The organism is Micromonospora sp. CPCC 206060 (genome assembly GCF_036906895.1).
In the GTDB taxonomy this organism is placed as follows: domain Bacteria; phylum Actinomycetota; class Actinomycetes; order Mycobacteriales; family Micromonosporaceae; genus Micromonospora.
Genome location: NZ_JBAKHU010000058.1, coordinates 1 through 17,084 on the forward strand (window position 1 = coordinate 1; position 17,084 = coordinate 17,084).

Sequence of the window (17,084 nt, forward strand, 5' to 3'; positions counted from 1 at the left end):
TCACTGACGCCTGTGCCCGTCTCCTACCCACCCGATCCTCACCGACCTATTTGCGCGGGCTCTAAACCCCCGATGACGATGGGAAAAGAGGCCGACGGGACTGGCGCCCGATCGGCCTCGTTGCGCTATCCGCAGCCGTCCGGCGCACCGCACCACCCGGCCATCCGGCGCACCGCACGACCGGCCGTCCGGCGCACCGCACCACCGGCCGTCCGCCGCACCGTTCGCCCCCCCCCCCCCCGTGGACCCACCGGTGGGCCGACATCGCCATCATCGCCGCAGACCCTTCCGACCTCGATCGACCGTGGCCACCCCTGCCGTATCATGGGAGCGCTCCCGTCGGTCGCGGTGGGCACCCCACCCTGAGGAGATCCCATGTCCGTACTCACCCGGCGGCATCTGCTCCGCCACGCCGCACGCTCCGCCAGCGCCACCACCGTGGCCAGCGTGACCCGGGCTGTCGTCAGTGCCACCGTCCCCACCGGCGCCGCCCTGCTCACCACCGGTGACGCCGCCCCCACGCGTGGTACCGGCGACCCCGCCGCCGGATCGGGCGACGACAACGGCCCGGAACGCCGCACCGACGCGGAGGGGACCCTCGGTCTGCGCTTCCCCGAGAACTTCGGCTGGGGCGCGGCCACGTCGGCCTACCAGATCGAGGGTGCCGCCAAGGAGGACGGACGGGGCGAGTCGATCTGGGACACCTTCAGCCGGACCCCGGGCCGGACGCGCGGTGGTGACACCGGTGACGTCGCGGCCGACCACTACCACCGCTACCTCGCCGACCTCGACCTGATGCGGGAGCTGGGGCTGCGCAGCTACCGGTTCTCCATCTCCTGGCCCCGTATCCAGGCCGACGGTCGTGGCACCCCCAACCAGCGCGGGCTGGACTTCTACCGCCGGCTGGTCGACGGCCTGCACGACCGGGGCATCACCCCGATGGCCACCCTCTACCACTGGGATCTGCCCCAGGCGCTCCAGGACGCGGGAGGCTGGGAGAACCGCGACACCGCCTACCGCTTCGCCGAGTACGCCGACGCGGTCTTCCGGGGGCTGGGCACCGCCGTCCCGACGTGGCTCACCGTCAACGAGCCGAAGACCGTGGTGCAGAACGGCTACCTCATCGGCCACCACGCCCCCGGCCACCAGGACCCGGACGCCGCGTACCTGGTCGCCCACCACCTGCTACTCGCCCACGGGCTCGCCGTGCAGGCCCTGCGGGCCACCGGTGACGACACCCGGATCGGTCCGGCGCTGAACCTGCACCCCTGCTACCCGGTGGACGACAGCCCGGCCGCCGCCGCGGCCGCCCGCCTCTACGACGGCTACGAGAACCGGCTGTACCTCGACCCGGTCTTCACCGGCAGCTACCCCGCCGACGTCCTGGCCGACCTGGGCGCCGACAGCCGGATGGTCCGCGGTATCCGGGACGGCGATCTGACGATCATCTCAGCCCCGGTCGACCTGCTCGCCGTGCAGTACTACACCCCGATCTACGTCACCGCCACCGGTGCTACGGAGCGCCGCTGGCCCACCTCGGAAGCCACCTGGCAGCAGATCTACCCGGACGGCATGTACGACATCCTCACCCGGGTGACCCGCGACTACGGCCCGGTGCCGATCACCGTCACCGAGAACGGGCTCCCCACGCCGGACACCCTCAGCGACACCGGCACCGTCGACGACACCGGCCGGATCACCTTCCTCCGCGACCACCTCACCGCCGCGCACCGGGCCATCGCCGCCGGAGTGCCGCTGGAGAGCTACCACGTCTGGTCCCTGATGGACAACTTCGAGTGGGAGGTCGGCTACGAGCAGCGCTGGGGCCTGATCTACGTCGACTACCCCACCCAGCGCCGGGTCCTCAAGCGCAGCGCCCACTGGTACCGCAACGTGATCGCCGCCAACGGCCTCTGAGCCGCCGCCCGGCCCGATGCCGTGACGGACGCGGGGGTCGGACCGTACCCACGGTCCGACCCCCGCAACCGTTCAGCGCGGCAGCGCCTGCTGCAACTCCGCGCGCAACGCCGGGGTGAGCATCTCACCGGCCTGCTTGGCCAGCCGGGCCATCTCGTACCCGACCACCCCGATGTCGGCGTCCGAGCCGGCGAGCGTGGCCAGGATCGAACCGTCGCGGATCTGCATCACCAGGAAGTAGCCCCGCCCCATCTCCACCACGGTCTGCTTGACGATGTCACCGTCGAACATCTGCGCCGCACCGGCGGTGATGCTCATCAACCCGGAGGTCACCGCCGCCAGCTTGTCGGCGTGGTCGCGGGGCAGGTGGTCCGAGATCGCCACCAGCAGTCCGTCCGAGGAGACCACGATCGCGTGCACCACCCCGGGCACCCGCTCGGTGAACGCGCTGACCAGCCAACTCAGGTCCCGTGCCTCTTGACTGAGCGTCTTCACTGTTGCATCCCTTCGCTGCGCCCGCCGGCCGGCGGCATGGATATCTCCGTCGTCTCCTCGGCCTCCGCGCGGCGTACGCCCCCGTACAACCGGGAGAGCATGCCGCCGACGGCCTCGGGATCGGGGTCGTGACGTGCCACAGGCACCGATGGGGTGGCCGACTCGGTGACCGCCGGCAACTGGGCCATCGGCACCCGGATGGGTAGCCCTCGGTGGTTCATCCCACCCGTGACCGGTACCGCCGGCGGCGCCGGGGCGGACACCCCGGTGCCGGCCGGGGCGGGGCCGTCGGACGGGCCGGGGCGGGACCACCACGTGCTCCTGGCAGCCGCCGGAGCACCGGCGGCCGGGCTGAGAATGTCCTCGGCGCGGGTCGGCACCGGCCGGGTCCGCCGGGGCGTCGTGGTGCGGCCCGGCGGGCGCCGCCCGGCCACCGGCAGCTCCAGCTCCCGGGTCTCGTCCACGCCGCCCTGTCGCGGGGCCGGCACCGCACCGGGCGGTACCGGGACATCCGGCTGCACGACCGGCGGGGTACCCACGATCGGGGCCACCCGCAGTGCGCCGGTGCCGTTCGACGGGCCGGCCGGAAGGCCCTGCTGACCCGCCGGGCCACCGGCCAACGGCAGCCGGGCCCGACCGGTGGGCGGGGAGACCGCCACCCACCGGGGCGCGGTGGGCAGTTCGATCTGCTCGGCCGGAGCCGGTGCCAACAGGTCGGCCGGCAGCCGGACGGCGGCGACCAGCCCTTCCCGGCCGGCATGCAACCGGACCCGGACACCGTGCCGGGCGGCGAGGTGGCTGACCACGAACAGGCCCATCCGCTCACTGGCCGCCACGTCGGCGGCCGGCGGCTGGGCCAGCGTCTCGTTCGCCTCCGCCAGCGCGGTCTCGCTCATCCCCAGCCCCGCGTCGACGATCTCCAACAGGGCGCCGTCCGCCTCGGCACGACCGATAACCCGGACCAGGGTGTCGGGCCGGGAGAACGCGGTGGCGTTCTCCAGCAGCTCGGCCAGCAGGTGCACCAGGTCACCGATGACGTGCCCGACCACGTGCAGCGGATCGGCGATCTCCTGCCGGATCCGCTGGTACTGCTCGATCTCCGCACTCGCCGCCAGCAGCACGGCGGAGAGCATCACCGGCCGGTTCCACCGGCGGGTCGACTCGGAGCCGGCGAGCACGAGCAGGCTCTCGTCGTTACGACGCATCCGGGCGGCCAGGTGGTCGAGGCGGAAGAGGTTCTCCAGCTGGTCCGGGTCGCTCTCCTCCCGCTCCAGCTCGTCGAGGAGTTCGAGCTGCCGCTCCACCAGCACCTGGCTACGACGGGCCAGGTTGACGAACATGGCGTTGACGTTGCGCCGCATGACGGCCTGCTCGACGGCGACGGTGACCGCGCTGCGGTGCACCGCGACGAACGCCTCGGCCAGTTCACCCAGCTCGTCGAGGGACCGCACCACCGCCGGGGCCACGTCGATCTCCGGCACGCCGCCGCTGACCGTGCGCAGCCGGTGCAGGGCGTCCGGCAGCTCGATCTGCGCGATCCGCAGCGCCTGACCGCGCAGCAGGCGCAGCGAACGGGCGATGGACCGACCGATGACCACCGAGGTCAGCACCGCGACCAGCAGCACCAGCAGCACCCCACCGGCCACCAGCAGGGTACGCCGGAGCTGGACGCCACTGGCCGCCTCGGCCTCGGTCACCGCGTCGTCGAGGACCGTCGTCTCCACCTGGCGGAGCAGGTCCTGCCGGCGCTGGCTGGCCGACCACCACTGCTGCGCCGGCAGCACCATCGGCGAGCTGTCGGCCGCCGGGATGGTCTGCTCCTCCAGCCGGGTCGCGGCGACGAAACCCGGGTCGGTCGACGTCTGGTCGTACCGGCGGATCTGGTCCTCGGTCGCCACCACCCGGAACGCCCCGAGCGTGGTGAGCTGCTGGGCGCGCAGGTCACTCAGCCGGGCCTGCGCCTCCCGTCCGTACCGGCCGGTGCGGGACGCGTCGTACAGCTCACCCCGGATCCGGGCCGAGTTCTCCTTGACCCGGGCGAGCTGGACGTACCGCAGCACCGCGTCGGTCAACTGGGGGCGGCCCTGGCCGGGCGAGGGCTCAGCCAGCAGGTTCAGCAGCAGATCGATGGCCCGGTGGTAGTTGGCCAGGATGGTGTCGGTGCTCAGCACCGCGGCCGGCACCGCCGCCCGGATGTAACGCACCTGGTCGTACGCCTGGAGCACGTCGGCGTAGGCGACCCGCCAGGACGCGTCGGAGTCGGCCAGCGGGGTGGCGGCCTGCCGCAAACGCTGGACCGAGGCGTCGGTGCGTTCGTAGAACGGCTTCAGCACGGCGATCGCCACGTCCCGTTCCGGTCCGCCACTGGCGATCCGCAGCGACGCCAACTCCCCGGTGACCCGTTCCCGCTCCTGTTGCAGGTCGTGCACCAGACCGGTGATCGGCCGGCCGATGGCCACCTGGTTGGCGAAGTCGCTGAGCACATTGGTCTGTCCGACCAGGCCGGCCACCTGTACGGCGGCCACCACCAGGAAGGCCACCGACGGGATGACCAGTACCGTGGCCAGTTTGCTGCGCATCCGCCAGTCCCGCAGCCGGAACGCCGAGCGCCGCCGGTGGGTCACCACCCGGACATCGAACCGGCGACGGCGATGGTTCGACACCGCACCGTGCGACGGGTCGGGGGCGGTCCCCACACATGCCTCCTACAGACCCCCCGGCCGATCCGGGGAGCGGAGTCCATCCAACCAGCCGGTGAACAGGTGTCAACGGGCCCACCTGAGGTCTGGTTCAGGAAGGATACGGTGGGTGGGTACGTACTGCCGTGGTCGGTGATCGGCCGTCGTCCGTCCGGCTGATGCCGACCGGTGGGTCCGATCCGCCGGCTACCCCATCCGGCCGAGCGCCACCAGGGCCGCTCCCGTCGCACCGATCTCCGGGTTGGGCTCGTGGCGGACCACCCGGGGGGCCAGCGCTGCGGCGAACGCCCCCCGCCACCACGCCGAGGCGGCTATCGCGCCTCCACCGAGGGTGACCTCGGTGGACTCCCGAACGGTGGACTCGAGCTCGACCAGGTCCGCCGCGACCTGGTGACAGACCGCGTCCATCAACCCGGCGACGATCTCCACCGCCGCGGTACCGAACCCGATCCCGCCGAGGGCCCCCGAACCGGCCGGGGCGCCCCCCGGTGGCCGGTCCCCGCCCAGCCGGGGGTCCGCCGGGACACCACCACCGGGCGGGATACGGGCCAGCGCCGCCTCCAGCGCCGCCCCCTCCGGCAGCCGCAGTTCCCGGCGCGCCCAGGTGAACAGGTTCCCACCGGAGGAGTACGCCGCCCCGGTGACCACGTGGTCGTGGTCGACCCGGTAGCGCCACAGCCGCTCCGGCAGGTCCGGCAGGTCACTCCCGGCCGGTATCCGCTGCACCAGCCGGACGGCGGCGGAGGTACCGACGGTCACCGCCGTCCGGTCCGGGGTGACACAACCGGAGCCGACGTTGGAGGCGGCACCGTCCCCGACCGGCTCGGCCCACACCGCCCCGGCCAGCCCCGGCCAGCGCCGGGCACCCTCGGCCCGCAGCCGGCCCTGCCAGCCAACCGGCGCCAGCGCCGGCAGCTCCCCCGGGCGGACCTGGGCGATGCGCAGCGCCTCCGGATCCCAGTCGAGGGTGCGCAGGTCCAGCAGTCCGGTGCCGGACGCCTGCGACACCGACATCGGCGCCTCGTCCAGCAGGGCACCCAGCACGAACTCGACCAGCCCGACGAACCGTGCCGGGGCCGTCCCGGCGTGGCTGCGCAACCAGGGCAGCCGGATATTCCAGAAGCAGCGGTGCACCCAGGTGCCGGTACGCCGGTGGAAGGCCGCCGCGTCCACCGGGCCGGGTACGTCGACGGGCGCGTACGGCCGGGTGTCCAGCCAGGTGAGCACCGGTCCCAACGGACGACCGGCCCGGTCCAACGGCAGCACCGAGTGCCACTGGGCGCTGGTGGCCACCAGCCCGACGTCGGTCAGCCGGCCGGCGGCGGCCAACTCGTCCAGGCACTCCACGAGCGCGCCCAGGTAGGCCGGCCCGTCCAGGGTTCCCGCGCCGTCGTCGCTGACCGCGACGGTGAGCCGGCGTCGGGCCAGCGCACCGGGCAGCGGCACCGCGTCGGCGTCGAGGAGCAGCGCCCGTACCGACGAGGTGCCCAGGTCGAGAGCGAGAATGTTCATCGCCGGCCACCGTACCCGTCCGGAGGGCCGCCGATGCCCGTCGCGCACCGCACCGGCCGGAGTCCCCGCAGGTCCGAAGCTGATGCCCGGTCACGTCGGGGACGGGGTGTCCATCTGGTGGACGAATCACCCGATCTGCTTCCGGCCCGCGCCGTGGCCGCGTAGTCTCGTCGACGTGCCCGCGCAACCCAACCTCTGGTGGCCCGCCGACCCGGCGGACCATTCGCGCGGATAACTCCTGACGCGGCCGCCATCGAGGCGGCCACCGGCGTTCCCGGGTTCCGCCCTCGCCCGGCGGCTCCCAGCCCAAGGAACGAGACCATGATCCTGCTGCACCAGCTGCTCACCGCTGTCGCCGCCGGCGACGACCCGGGGCCCTTCGCGCTGATCCGCCGCGAGGGTGCCATCAACCTGGAGGTCTTCACCGGTGAGGTGCGCGTCGTCGACCGGCTCGCCGACATCGCCCTGCCGGCCGGTGGGCCGGGACCCCGGACCCTCTCCCTGGTGCCGTACCGACAGATAGCCGAGCGCGGGTTCGCCTGCGTGGACGACGGCACGCCACTGGAGTGCCTGGAGATCGGTGGGCACGGGATGGTGCCGTTGACCGACGCGCTGGCCGCCCTGCCGGACGAGCCGGTACGGACCACCGGCGGCGGGTTCGACATCTCCGACGAGGAGTACGCCGCCACGGTCGGCCGGGTGCTCGCCGACGAGATCGGCCGGGGCGAGGGCGCCAACTTCGTCATCCACCGCACCTACCGGGCGACGGTCGAGGGTGCCCCGCTGGCCGCCGCGCTGGCCGCCCTGCGCCGCCTGCTGGTCACCGAGCGGGGCGCATATTGGACGTTCCTGGTGTACACCGGCGAGCGAATCCTGGTCGGCGCCAGCCCGGAGCGGCACGTCAGCGTCGCCGACGGGCTGGTGATGATGAACCCGATCAGCGGCACCTTCAAGCACCCCGGGGCGGTCGCCGAGCGGGAGGAGCTGCTGCGGTTCCTCACCGACCCGAAGGAGATCGACGAGCTGTACATGGTGCTCGACGAGGAGCTGAAGATGATGGCCACCGTCGCCGACCACGGCGGCCAGGTGGTCGGGCCGTACCTGAAGGAGATGTCGCACCTGGCGCACACCGAGTACCTCCTGGCCGGGCGGGGCTCGCTGGACGTCCGGGAGGTGCTGCGGGAGACCATGTTCGCGCCCACCGTCACCGGCAGCCCGATGGAGAACGCCTGCCGCGTGATCGCCCGGCACGAGCGCCACGGGCGGCGCTACTACTCCGGGGTGCTGGCCATGCTGGGCCGGGACGAGGCCGGCCGGCAGACCCTGGACGCCCCGATCCTGATCCGCACCGCCGAGATCACCCCGGACGGGGAACTCCGGGTGTCCGTCGGGGCCACCCTGGTCCGGCACTCGACCGCCGAGGGCGAGGTGGCCGAGACCCACACCAAGGCGGCCGGGGTACTGGCCGCGCTGGGGCTGCGCCCCGACGTGCCGGTGGTCGCCGGGGAGCCGGTGATCCGGCTGGCCGACGACCCCGCCGTCCGGGACGCCCTCGCCGCCCGTAACGACCGGCTGGCCCGGTTCTGGCTGGAGCAGCGGGTACCCGGCGCGACCGTGCTGCCCGCCCTCGCCGGCCGCCGGACGCTCATCGTCGACGGGGAGGACACCTTCACCGGGATGCTCGCCCATCAGCTGCGGGCACTCGGGCTGGAGGTGACCCTGCACAACTGGCACCAGGCCGGCCCGGTCGACGGGTACGACCTGGTGCTGGTCGGGCCCGGCCCCGGCGACCCGCGCCGGATCGACGAGCCGAAGATGGCCGCGATGCGGCAGGTACTCGCCGAGCAGCTCGCTGGTGGCCGGCCGGTGCTCGCCGTCTGCCTGGGCCACCAGCTGCTCTCCGGGCTGCTGGGGCTGCCCCTGCACCGGCGGAGTGCCCCCTATCAGGGGTTGCAACGCGAGATCGACCTGTTCGGCGCGGTCCGCCGGGTCGGCTTCTACTCCACCTTCACCGCCGTGGCCGACGCCGACCGGGTGGAAACCGGGTACGGGCCGGTGGACGTGGCGCGGGACGCCGCCGACGGGGCGGTGCACGCGCTGCGCGGGTCGGGTTTCGCCGGGGTGCAGTTCCACCCCGAGTCGGTGCTCAGCTACGACGGGATGCGCATCCTCGCCGACCTGATCACCCACCTGCTGCCCGCCGTGCCGGCGTCACACGCCCACCGCTGAAGGTGTAAGGAAGGGCCCCCGCTTAACGCTTTCGGTAGAGGAAGGGGCCCTTCTTAACACCTCGGTCAGCCGTTGCTCAGCCCCTTGCGCAGGGCGGTACCCATCTGCACCGCACGCCGGGCGGTCAGCGCGGTCGCGGTGAAGGCGATGTCGTCCGGTGCGGTCTCGCCGTTGTTGCTGGTGTGTGAGGCGCCGTACGGGTTGCCGCCGATGAACTGGCTGGCGTCGGTGTAGCCGGGGGCGACCACCACGCCGCCCCAGTGGTAGAACACGTGGAACATCGACAGCAGGGTCGCCTCGTGGCCGCCGTGCGAGGTGGCCGCCGAGCAGAAGCCGGCGTAGACCTTGTTGGCCAGCGCGCCCTGCGCCCAGAGCGGCCCGGTCGCGTCGATGAACTGCTTGAGCTGGGCGGCCATCACCCCGTACCGGGTGGGCGTGCCCATGATCACCACGTCGGCCCAGGAGAGGTCGTCCGGCTGGGCCTCCGTGACGTCCTGGGTCTCCATGCGGTGGGCGTGCCAGCCGGAGTTCGACCGGATCGCCTCCTCCGGCGCCAGCTCCCGCACCTTGCGCAGGCGTACCTCCGCACCGGCTTCCTCGGCTGCCGTGCAGGCCGCCTGCGCCATCTGGTACGTGATGCCGGTGGCGCTGTAGTAGATCACCGCAACCTTGGTACGACCCTCCATGGGGGGCTCCTCTCGTCCTTTTTGTGCCAGCTCCCGGCTCTACCCGTTACTTGCGTCGTCAAACACCGACAGCCGGTGGCCGGCGGAGCGGGCGAAATCACTTGCCAGCGGACCGGACCGCGAACAAGGCTTTCGACATGCTGATCAGGACCGCCACCGACGAGGACTGGCCGGCGATCTGGCCGTTCCTGCGGCAGATCGTAGCCGCCGGGGAGACCTACACGCTGCCGCGCGACATCTCCGAGGAGTTCGCCCGGGAGATCTGGATGCTCCCCCCGCCGAACCGTACGGTGGTCGCCGTCGACCCGGACGGCACCGTGCTGGGCAGCGCCAAGATGAACCGCAACCACATGGGTCCGGCGTCGCACGTGGCGAGCGCGAGTTTCATGGTCGCGCCGGGTCACGGCGGGCGCGGGGTGGGGCGGGCGCTGGGCGAGTACGCGCTCGACTGGGCCCGCGCCGAGGGCTACCGGTTCATGCAGTTCAACGCGGTGGTGGAGACCAACACCCGGGCGGTGGCGCTCTGGCAGTCGCTCGGCTTCGAGATCATGACCACCCTGCCGGAGGCGTTCCTGCACCCCACGAAGGGCTATGTGGGGCTGCACATCATGTACCAACGTCTCTGAATAGCGGCCGGCACAGCGGGGATGCCGCCCCATGCCCTTCATCACCGTCGGCGTCGAGAACTCGGCGCCCATCGACATCTACTACGAGGACCATGGCTCCGGTCAGCCCGTGGTGCTCATCCACGGCTTCCCGCTCAGCACGGCCTCCTGGGAGAAGCAGGTCGCCGCGCTGCTCCCGGCCGGCTACCGGACCATCGCCTACGACCGGCGCGGCTTCGGCAACTCCAGCCAACCGGCGTTCGGCTACGACTACGACACCTTCGCGGCCGACCTGGACACCATCCTGAACGAGCTGAACCTGCGCGACGCGGTGCTGGTCGGCCACTCGATGGGCACCGGTGAGGTGACCCGCTACCTGGGCCGGTACGGCTCGGACCGGGTCAGCCGGGCGGTGCTGCTCAGTCCGATCCCGCCGTACCTGCTGAAGACCGCCGACAACCCGCAGGGGGTCGAGCGGAGCCTCTTCGACGGCTTCATGCAGGCCATCCGTGACGACCGGTTCGCCTACCTGACCAGCTTCTGCGACAACTTCTTCAACTACGACCAGACCCGGGGCCGGCAGGTCAGCGAGGAGGCGTACCGGGCGCACTGGAACGTGGGCGCGCAGGCGTCCGCGATCGCCACCCTGGCCTGCGTGGAAGCCTGGCTGACCGACTTCCGCGACGACATCTCCCGGATCGACGTCCCGGTGCTGATCATCCAGGGCGACGCCGACCGGGTCCTGCCCCACCCGGTGACCGGGCAGCGGCTGCAACCGATGCTGCCGGGCAGCCGGCTGGTGACCCTCAAGGGCGCCCCGCACGCCATCGCCTGGACGAATGCCGACGAGGTGAACCGCGAGATCATGGACTTCGTCGCCGCTCCGACCCCCGCCATGGCCCGCAGTCGCTAGATGCGGGGTGGTGCCCGGCGTGGGCTCAGTGGACCAGAAGATCCATCAGACGGTCGAGGTCGGCGGCCGGGTCGGCGGTGAGGCCGGTGTGCACCGGGCCGGCCTGGATCACCGTGCTGCGCGGTGCGGTCAGCCAGTGGAACCGCTCACCGGGTCGCATCGTCGCGGCCGGGCCGCCGTCCGCACCGCCGGCACAGGTCAGATCCCAGGACCGCAGCACGGCGGCGACCGCGTCGAGGTCCACGTCGGGTGCGAGCGCCCGGAGCCGGTCGGCGTCCAGATGGGTACGCGCCGCGAGGTAGTCACGCTGCTGGCAGTAGAGGATCACGCCGACGTTGATCTGCTCACCGCGTTCGATCCGGGGTACCACCCGGATCAGCGCGTACTCGAAGGGTTGTCTCACGCGGCCCTCCCCTGCGGCAGCCACACGGCGCTGCGGGTGGCGCGGTTGGACAGGTGCACCAGGTACGCGGCGCGGGCGGCGTCGGCGCGGTCGAAGTCGGCGCCGACCAGCCAGGTGTCCGGGACCAGCGCCAGCACCTCGGTCAGCAGGGCGGGGGTGACCCGGGGCGCGAGGTCGGCGTCGGCCTCGGCCAGCCGGGTGGCGTACGGGGCGAGGACGTGGTCGTCGGCCCGGTACGCCCGGTGCACCGCCGCTGCCGCGCGCGGCCAGTTGTGGTGGAAGTAGAGGCAGGCCCCGTGGTCGATCAGCCACACCTGCCGGTGCCAGACCAGCAGGTTGGGGTTGCGCCAGCTCCGGTCGACGTTCTCCACGTACGCGTCGAACCAGAGCAGCCGGGAGGCGAGGTCGGCGTCGACCGGGTGGGCCAGCGGGTCGTAGCCGAGCGCGCCGGGCAGGAAGTCCATGCCGAGGTTGGGCCCGCCGCTGTTGCGCAGCAGTTCCTGCACCTCCTGGTCCGGCTCGGCCCGCCCGATCACCGGGTCGATGTCGAGCACCACCAGCCGGGGCACGGCCAGGCCGAGCCGGCGGGCCAGCTCGCCGCAGATCACCTCGGCGACCAGTGCCTTGGGCCCCTGCCCGGCGCCGGAGAACTTCGCCACGTAGGTACCGAGGTCGTCGGCCTCCACCACGCCGGGCAGCGAGCCGCCCTCGCGTAGCGGAGTGACGTACCGGATCCCGGTCACCTGACGGAGCACGCCACCACCCTAGTCAGCGCCCGGGGCAGCACCCGGTCCCACCCCCAAAGCGCCCCGACCTGGGTATCCACCAGGTGTATACGCGGTGTGTATAGTCTCTGGCATGTCAATCGGACAGACATTCCTCGGACTACTGGAAGCCGGCCCCCGACACGGCTACGACCTCAAACGCGCCTACGACGACCGGTTCGGCCGGGACCGGCCGCTGCACTACGGGCAGGTCTACGCCACCCTGTCCCGCCTGCTGAGGAACGGGCTGGTCGAGGTGGACGGCATCGAACCGGGCGAGGGCCCGGAACGCAAACGGTACGCCGTCACCCACGCCGGGGTGACCGACGTGCAGCGCTGGCTGGCCAGCCCGGAGAAGCCCGACCCCTACCTCCAGTCCACCCTCTACACCAAGGTGGTACTGGCCCTGGTCACCGGTCGACCCGCCAGCGACCTGCTGGACACCCAACGCGCCGAGCACCTGCGGCTGATGCGGGAGCTGACCCGCCGCAAGAGCGACGGCGACCTCGCCGACCAGCTCGTCTGCGACCACGCGCTGTTCCACCTGGAGGCCGACCTGCGCTGGCTGGAGCTGACCGCCGCCCGCCTCGACGACCTCCGCCGGGCGGTGACGGCATGACCGGGCCCCTCCTCGTCGCCGACGACCTGCACAAGTCGTTCGGCCCGACACCGGCGCTGGCCGGCGCGTCGTTCCGCATCGCGGCCGGCGAGATCGTCTCGATCATGGGTCCGTCCGGCTCCGGCAAGTCCACCCTGTTGCACTGCCTCGCCGGCATCGTGGCCCCGGACTCCGGCCGGGTGGCGTACCAGGACCGGGACATGGTGGCGATGTCCGACCGGGAGCGCAGCGCACTGCGCCGGAGCCAGTTCGGCTTCGTCTTCCAGTTCGGCCAGCTCGTCCCGGAACTCACCTGCCTGGAGAACGTCGCCCTGCCGCTGCGCCTGGAGCGGGTCCGGCGCCGGGAGGCCGAACGCCGCGCGCGGGACTGGCTGGACCGGCTGGAGGTGACCGACCTGGCCGGCAAGCGCCCCGGGGAGATCTCCGGCGGGCAGGGGCAACGGGTCGCCATGGCCCGCGCCCTGGCCACCGCACCCCGGGTCATCTTCGCCGACGAACCGACCGGCGCGCTGGACTCGCTCAACGGCGAACGGGTGATGCGGCTGCTCACCGGGGCCGCCCGGGACACGAAGGCCGCGGTGGTACTGGTGACCCACGAGGCACGGGTCGCCGCGTACGCCGACCGCGAGGTGGTGGTCCGCGACGGACGTACCCGGGACCTGGCGCGTGCGGCATGAGGGACCTGATCATGGGCGCCCGGATGGCCGTCACCGGCGGTCGGGACGGCTGGACCCGGGCGGTGCCCACCGCCCTCGGCGTGGGCATCGGCGTGGCCCTGCTGCTGCTGGCCGCCGCCGTACCCGGCGCACTCGACGCCCGGCAGGCCCGGGGTGACGCCCGCGACGACCTCCGCCTGGGCGAACCCATCCCGGCCGCCGCCAACACCCTGCTCGTCGCACCGGTGGAAACCGAATTCCGGGGTCAACCCGTACGCGGTCGGATCCTGCGCCCCGAAGGTCCGCAGGCACCCGTCCCACCGGGCCTGGCCGCCCTGCCCCGGGCCGGCGAGGTGGTCGTCTCCCCGGCACTGAAAAAGGTGCTCGACTCCCCCGACGGACACCTGTTCGCACCCCGGCTCGGCGGCGCCACGGTCACCGGCACGATCGGCGCGCAGGGCCTCGCCGGCCCGCACGAACTCGCCTTCTACCGCGGCACCGACTCACTCTCCGCCGACCGGGCCGTGCGGCTCGACGCGTTCGGCGGCGGGCTGCCCGGCGAAGGGCTCGGTCCGGTCCTGATCCTGCTCGTCGTGGTCATCTTCGTCGTACTGCTGCTGCCCATCGCGGTCTTCCTGGGCACCGCCGTGCGCTTCGGCGGCGAACGCCGGGACCGCCGCCTGGCCGCCCTGCGGCTGGTCGGCGCCGATACCGCGATGACCCGCCGGATCGCCGCCGGTGAGGCGGCGGCCGGCGCGTTGCTCGGGGTCGCGGTCGGCGCCGCGCTCTTCGCCCTCGGCCGCCAGGTGGTGCCGCTGGTCAGCCTCTGGGACATCAGTGTGTACGCCGACGACGTGCGACCCGCGCCGGCACTGGTGGCCGCGATCGTGCTGGTGGTACCGACCGTCGCGGTGCTGGTGGGCCTGATCGCGTTGCGCGGTGTGCTCATCGAGCCGCTCGGCGTCACCCGGCGGGCCGGGGCGCCCCGGCGCCGGCTGTGGTGGCGGCTGATCCTGCCGGTGGCCGGTCTCGCCCTGCTCTACCCGCTGATCGGCGGCATCCGGGGCGGAGACCGCGCCGACTACCAGATCGCGGCTGGGGTGACCCTGCTGCTGATCGGGTCGGTGACGCTGCTGCCCTGGCTAATGGATCTGACGGTACGCCGGATGCGCGGCGGCCCGGTCGGCTGGCAGCTCGCCACCCGCCGGTTGCAGCTCGACAGCGCCACCTCGGCCCGACTGGTCAACGGCATCGCGGTGGCCGTGGCCGGCACCATCGCCCTGCAGATGCTCTTCGCCACTGTCGAGGACGAGGCCACCACCAGGACGGGCCAGGACACCACCCGGGCCCAGGCCGCGGTACAGCTCGGGCCGGGCGTCGACGCCCCGGCAGCACTGGACCGGCTGCGCACCACCCCCGGCGTACGGCACAGCTTCGCAACGCTGTGGGCGGTCGCCACCCCCGACCGGCCGGCGCAAGCCGACCCTCAGCCCTTCATCGAGCTGCGCATCGGGGACTGTGCGGCACTGGCCGAGTACGCGCGGCTGGACTCGTGCAGGGACGGGGACACCTTCCTGGTCCAGAACCCCTCGGACGCCGCACCGGTCGACGCGTTCGTACCCGGCACCCGGTTGCAGATCCGCGACGGAAGCCCACAGTCGGCCGGTGCCCGGTGGCGCCTGCCCGAAACGGTACGGACGGTGCCGTCCCGCCAGGGCCCCTTCGGCGACCGCAACGCGGTCATCCTGGCCACCCCCGGGACGGTGCCGGTCAGCGCATTCGGTCCGCTGGCCGTCCACTTCTTCGCCACCTTCGACCCGGCCGACCCGGACGCCCTGGAGCACCTGCGCAACACCGGCGCGTCGATCGACCCGTTCGCCTCGGTCACCTCGATGTCAGCCACCACCGAGACCAACCGGTTCACCAACATCCGACGCGGTCTCTACATCGGCGCCACCCTGACCCTGCTGCTGATCGGCGCCAGCATGCTGGTCGGCCTGCTGGAACAGCTCCGGGAACGACGACGGCTGCTGGCGATGCTGGTGGCGGTCGGCACCCGGCGGGCCACGCTGGCCTGGTCGGTATTCTGGCAGGTGGCCGTCCCGCTGGTCATCGGTCTGACCCTGGCGGCGGCCTCCGGGATCGCCCTGGGGGCCGTGCTGCTGCGCATGGTCACCGCGCCGATCGCGGTCAACTGGTCGGTGGTCGGCCTCACCACCGCGCTCGCCGCCGCCGTGGTCCTACTGGTGGTCGGGCTGGGCCTGCCCGCGCTGTGGCGGCTGCTGCGCGCCGACGGGCTGCGCACCGACTGAGTGTCGGTCGGCGACCCTATGCTGGGCCGGTTCCGACGGAAGGACGTTGACGACGTGCAGCTCACCGGAGCCGAGGCGCTCACCCTGCGGATGACCAGCCTGCTGCTGCGCCCCCATCCGGGGGCCCAGCCAACCGGGGTGGCCGGCGTGGTGGAGTGGTTCGGCGCGATGCAGGCCCAGGACGCGGCCAGCGCCCACTGGTCGCTCGGCGCCCGGCTGCCCGGCCACACCCTGGCCGACGTCAACGACGCACTGGAACGGCGCGAGGCCATCCGGACCTGGCCGATGCGGGGCACGGTGCACCTGGTGCCGCCCCGCGACGCGCACTGGATGCTCGACGTGATGGGGGTGCGCGCCCTGGCCGGGGCGGCGGCCCGCCGGGCGACGATCGGGCTCACCGACGCCGACGCCGAACGGGCGGTCGAGGTGCTGGGCGCCACGCTGGCCGGGGGTGGCCGGCTGACCCGCTCGGAATGCCTGGCGAAGCTCACCGAGGCGGGCATCGACAACGCCGGGCAGCGCGGTTACCACCTGCTCTGGTACGCCAGCCAGCGCGGGGTCACCTGCGTCGCGCCGAACGTCGGCAAGGAACAGACCTTCGTCCTGCTCGACGAGTGGGTGCCCGATCCGCACCGACCGGACCGGGACGAGGCGCTGGCCACCATCGCCGTCCGCTACTTCCGCAGCCACGGCCCGACCACCCGGCAGGACTTCGCCGGCTGGACCGGACTGACCGCCGCCGACGCGAAACGCGGCATCGCCGCCGCCGGGGACAGGCTGACCACGGTACGGGTGGACGACGTGGAGATGGTCGTCGACCCGGCACTGCTGGACGCACCGCGTACCCCGGTGGACGACCTGCGCGCCCTGCCCGGCTTCGACGAGTACCTGTTGGGCTTCAAGGACCGTTCGCTGATGCTCGACCCGGCGCACAAGCAGGCGATCATCCCGGGTGGCAACGGTATCTTCCAGTCCACGATCGTCCGGGACGGTCGGGTGGTCGGCACCTGGAAACGCACCATCGGCACGTCCCGGATCACCGTGGCGGTGTACCCGTTGGCACCGGTCGACCCGGCACTGCGGGCCCGGATCGAGGAGACCTTCACGCCGTACGGCCGGTTCATGGGGCAACCGCTGCGGTTCGACTGGGGGCGGTAGCCGGCTCAGTCGGCGAGGGCTCGGCGGAGCGCGAAACCTCCCGTGACGAAGATGGGACACCAGCCGGGAACGGACAGCGCGTCCGGTCGACCGGAGATCCACGGGCGATTAGGCTC

General features: G+C 72.6%; 14 protein-coding genes. 8 read left to right on the forward strand and 6 right to left on the reverse strand.

The window, feature by feature from the left end:
* The first annotated feature begins 375 nt into the window (after positions 1–375).
* Positions 376–1,917 carry a GH1 family beta-glucosidase gene (locus tag V6U90_RS26190; RefSeq protein ID WP_334441975.1) on the forward strand — a complete coding sequence of 514 codons (1,542 nt, stop codon included), beginning with the start codon at positions 376–378 and terminating at the stop codon, positions 1,915–1,917.
* Between the two features lie 72 nt (positions 1,918–1,989).
* On the opposite strand, the gene V6U90_RS26195 is transcribed toward V6U90_RS26190, so the two are convergent.
* The 3 genes from V6U90_RS26195 to V6U90_RS26205 all read right to left on the reverse strand — a co-directional run bounded on the left by V6U90_RS26195 (position 1,990) and on the right by V6U90_RS26205 (position 6,623).
* The gene (locus V6U90_RS26195; RefSeq protein WP_334441977.1) at positions 1,990–2,412 is read right to left on the reverse strand and encodes a roadblock/LC7 domain-containing protein; all 423 of its coding nucleotides are present in this window, start codon (positions 2,410–2,412) and stop codon (positions 1,990–1,992) included.
* Complete coding sequence (locus V6U90_RS26200; protein ID WP_334441980.1) at positions 2,409–5,108, reverse strand: sensor histidine kinase; 2,700 nt, start codon at positions 5,106–5,108, stop codon at positions 2,409–2,411. Before V6U90_RS26200 ends, V6U90_RS26195 begins: the two co-directional genes overlap by 4 nt.
* Before the next feature lie 189 nt (positions 5,109–5,297).
* Positions 5,298–6,623, reverse strand: a complete 1,326-nt coding sequence (locus tag V6U90_RS26205; RefSeq protein ID WP_334441983.1) for an FGGY family carbohydrate kinase — start codon at positions 6,621–6,623, stop codon at positions 5,298–5,300.
* Between the two features lie 321 nt (positions 6,624–6,944).
* On the opposite strand from V6U90_RS26205, the gene V6U90_RS26210 reads away from it, so the two are divergent.
* Positions 6,945–8,852, forward strand: coding sequence for a chorismate-binding protein (locus tag V6U90_RS26210; RefSeq protein WP_334441986.1), 1,908 nt, complete (start codon positions 6,945–6,947; stop codon positions 8,850–8,852).
* 65 nt (positions 8,853–8,917) lie between these two features.
* On the opposite strand, the gene wrbA is transcribed toward V6U90_RS26210, so the two are convergent.
* Entirely contained in the window at positions 8,918–9,538 is a 621-nt protein-coding gene (gene wrbA, locus V6U90_RS26215; protein ID WP_334441988.1) for an NAD(P)H:quinone oxidoreductase, read from the reverse strand.
* Positions 9,539–9,675: 137 nt separating this feature from the next.
* On the opposite strand from wrbA, the gene V6U90_RS26220 reads away from it, so the two are divergent.
* Together V6U90_RS26220 and V6U90_RS26225 are read left to right on the forward strand one after the other, a co-directional pair.
* Positions 9,676–10,164, forward strand: coding sequence for a GNAT family N-acetyltransferase (locus V6U90_RS26220; RefSeq protein ID WP_334441992.1), 489 nt, complete (start codon positions 9,676–9,678; stop codon positions 10,162–10,164).
* Between the two features lie 31 nt (positions 10,165–10,195).
* Positions 10,196–11,056, forward strand: coding sequence for an alpha/beta fold hydrolase (locus V6U90_RS26225; protein ID WP_334441994.1), 861 nt, complete (start codon positions 10,196–10,198; stop codon positions 11,054–11,056).
* Positions 11,057–11,081: 25 nt separating this feature from the next.
* Here the strand turns inward: V6U90_RS26225 and V6U90_RS26230 are convergent, their stop codons facing one another.
* Positions 11,082–11,459 carry a DUF3037 domain-containing protein gene (locus V6U90_RS26230; protein ID WP_334441996.1) on the reverse strand — a complete coding sequence of 126 codons (378 nt, stop codon included), beginning with the start codon at positions 11,457–11,459 and terminating at the stop codon, positions 11,082–11,084.
* Positions 11,456–12,214 carry a HipA family kinase gene (locus tag V6U90_RS26235; RefSeq protein WP_334441998.1) on the reverse strand — a complete coding sequence of 253 codons (759 nt, stop codon included), beginning with the start codon at positions 12,212–12,214 and terminating at the stop codon, positions 11,456–11,458. The genes V6U90_RS26230 and V6U90_RS26235 overlap by 4 nt, the downstream gene beginning before the upstream one ends.
* Positions 12,215–12,317: 103 nt before the next feature.
* Between V6U90_RS26235 and V6U90_RS26240 the strand changes: the two genes are divergently transcribed.
* The 4 genes from V6U90_RS26240 to V6U90_RS26255 all read left to right on the forward strand — a co-directional run bounded on the left by V6U90_RS26240 (position 12,318) and on the right by V6U90_RS26255 (position 16,968).
* Positions 12,318–12,842: a PadR family transcriptional regulator gene (locus tag V6U90_RS26240; RefSeq protein ID WP_334442001.1), complete on the forward strand. Its 525-nt coding sequence runs from the start codon at positions 12,318–12,320 to the stop codon at positions 12,840–12,842.
* A complete protein-coding gene (locus tag V6U90_RS26245) occupies positions 12,839–13,519 on the forward strand; it encodes an ABC transporter ATP-binding protein (RefSeq protein WP_334442004.1) in 681 nt (226 codons plus the stop codon). Before V6U90_RS26240 ends, V6U90_RS26245 begins: the two co-directional genes overlap by 4 nt.
* Positions 13,516–15,810, forward strand: coding sequence for an ABC transporter permease (locus V6U90_RS26250; protein ID WP_334442007.1), 2,295 nt, complete (start codon positions 13,516–13,518; stop codon positions 15,808–15,810). Before V6U90_RS26245 ends, V6U90_RS26250 begins: the two co-directional genes overlap by 4 nt.
* 90 nt (positions 15,811–15,900) lie before the next feature.
* Positions 15,901–16,968: a winged helix DNA-binding domain-containing protein gene (locus V6U90_RS26255; protein ID WP_334442047.1), complete on the forward strand. Its 1,068-nt coding sequence runs from the start codon at positions 15,901–15,903 to the stop codon at positions 16,966–16,968.
* Positions 16,969–17,084: the final 116 nt, after the last annotated feature.

What these genes read in the sequence shown, in the direction of transcription:
- V6U90_RS26190 (WP_334441975.1), top strand. Translation starts at nt 376, where the DNA reads ATGTCCGTACTCACCCGGCGGCATCTGCTCCGCCACGCCGCACGCTCC.
- V6U90_RS26205 (WP_334441983.1), bottom strand. Translation starts at nt 6,623, where the DNA reads ATGAACATTCTCGCTCTCGACCTGGGCACCTCGTCGGTACGGGCGCTG.
- V6U90_RS26210 (WP_334441986.1), top strand. Translation starts at nt 6,945, where the DNA reads ATGATCCTGCTGCACCAGCTGCTCACCGCTGTCGCCGCCGGCGACGAC.
- wrbA (WP_334441988.1), bottom strand. Translation starts at nt 9,538, where the DNA reads ATGGAGGGTCGTACCAAGGTTGCGGTGATCTACTACAGCGCCACCGGC.
- V6U90_RS26220 (WP_334441992.1), top strand. Translation starts at nt 9,676, where the DNA reads ATGCTGATCAGGACCGCCACCGACGAGGACTGGCCGGCGATCTGGCCG.
- V6U90_RS26225 (WP_334441994.1), top strand. Translation starts at nt 10,196, where the DNA reads ATGCCCTTCATCACCGTCGGCGTCGAGAACTCGGCGCCCATCGACATC.
- V6U90_RS26240 (WP_334442001.1), top strand. Translation starts at nt 12,318, where the DNA reads ATGTCAATCGGACAGACATTCCTCGGACTACTGGAAGCCGGCCCCCGA.
- V6U90_RS26245 (WP_334442004.1), top strand. Translation starts at nt 12,839, where the DNA reads ATGACCGGGCCCCTCCTCGTCGCCGACGACCTGCACAAGTCGTTCGGC.
- V6U90_RS26250 (WP_334442007.1), top strand. Translation starts at nt 13,516, where the DNA reads ATGAGGGACCTGATCATGGGCGCCCGGATGGCCGTCACCGGCGGTCGG.
- V6U90_RS26255 (WP_334442047.1), top strand. Translation starts at nt 15,901, where the DNA reads ATGACCAGCCTGCTGCTGCGCCCCCATCCGGGGGCCCAGCCAACCGGG.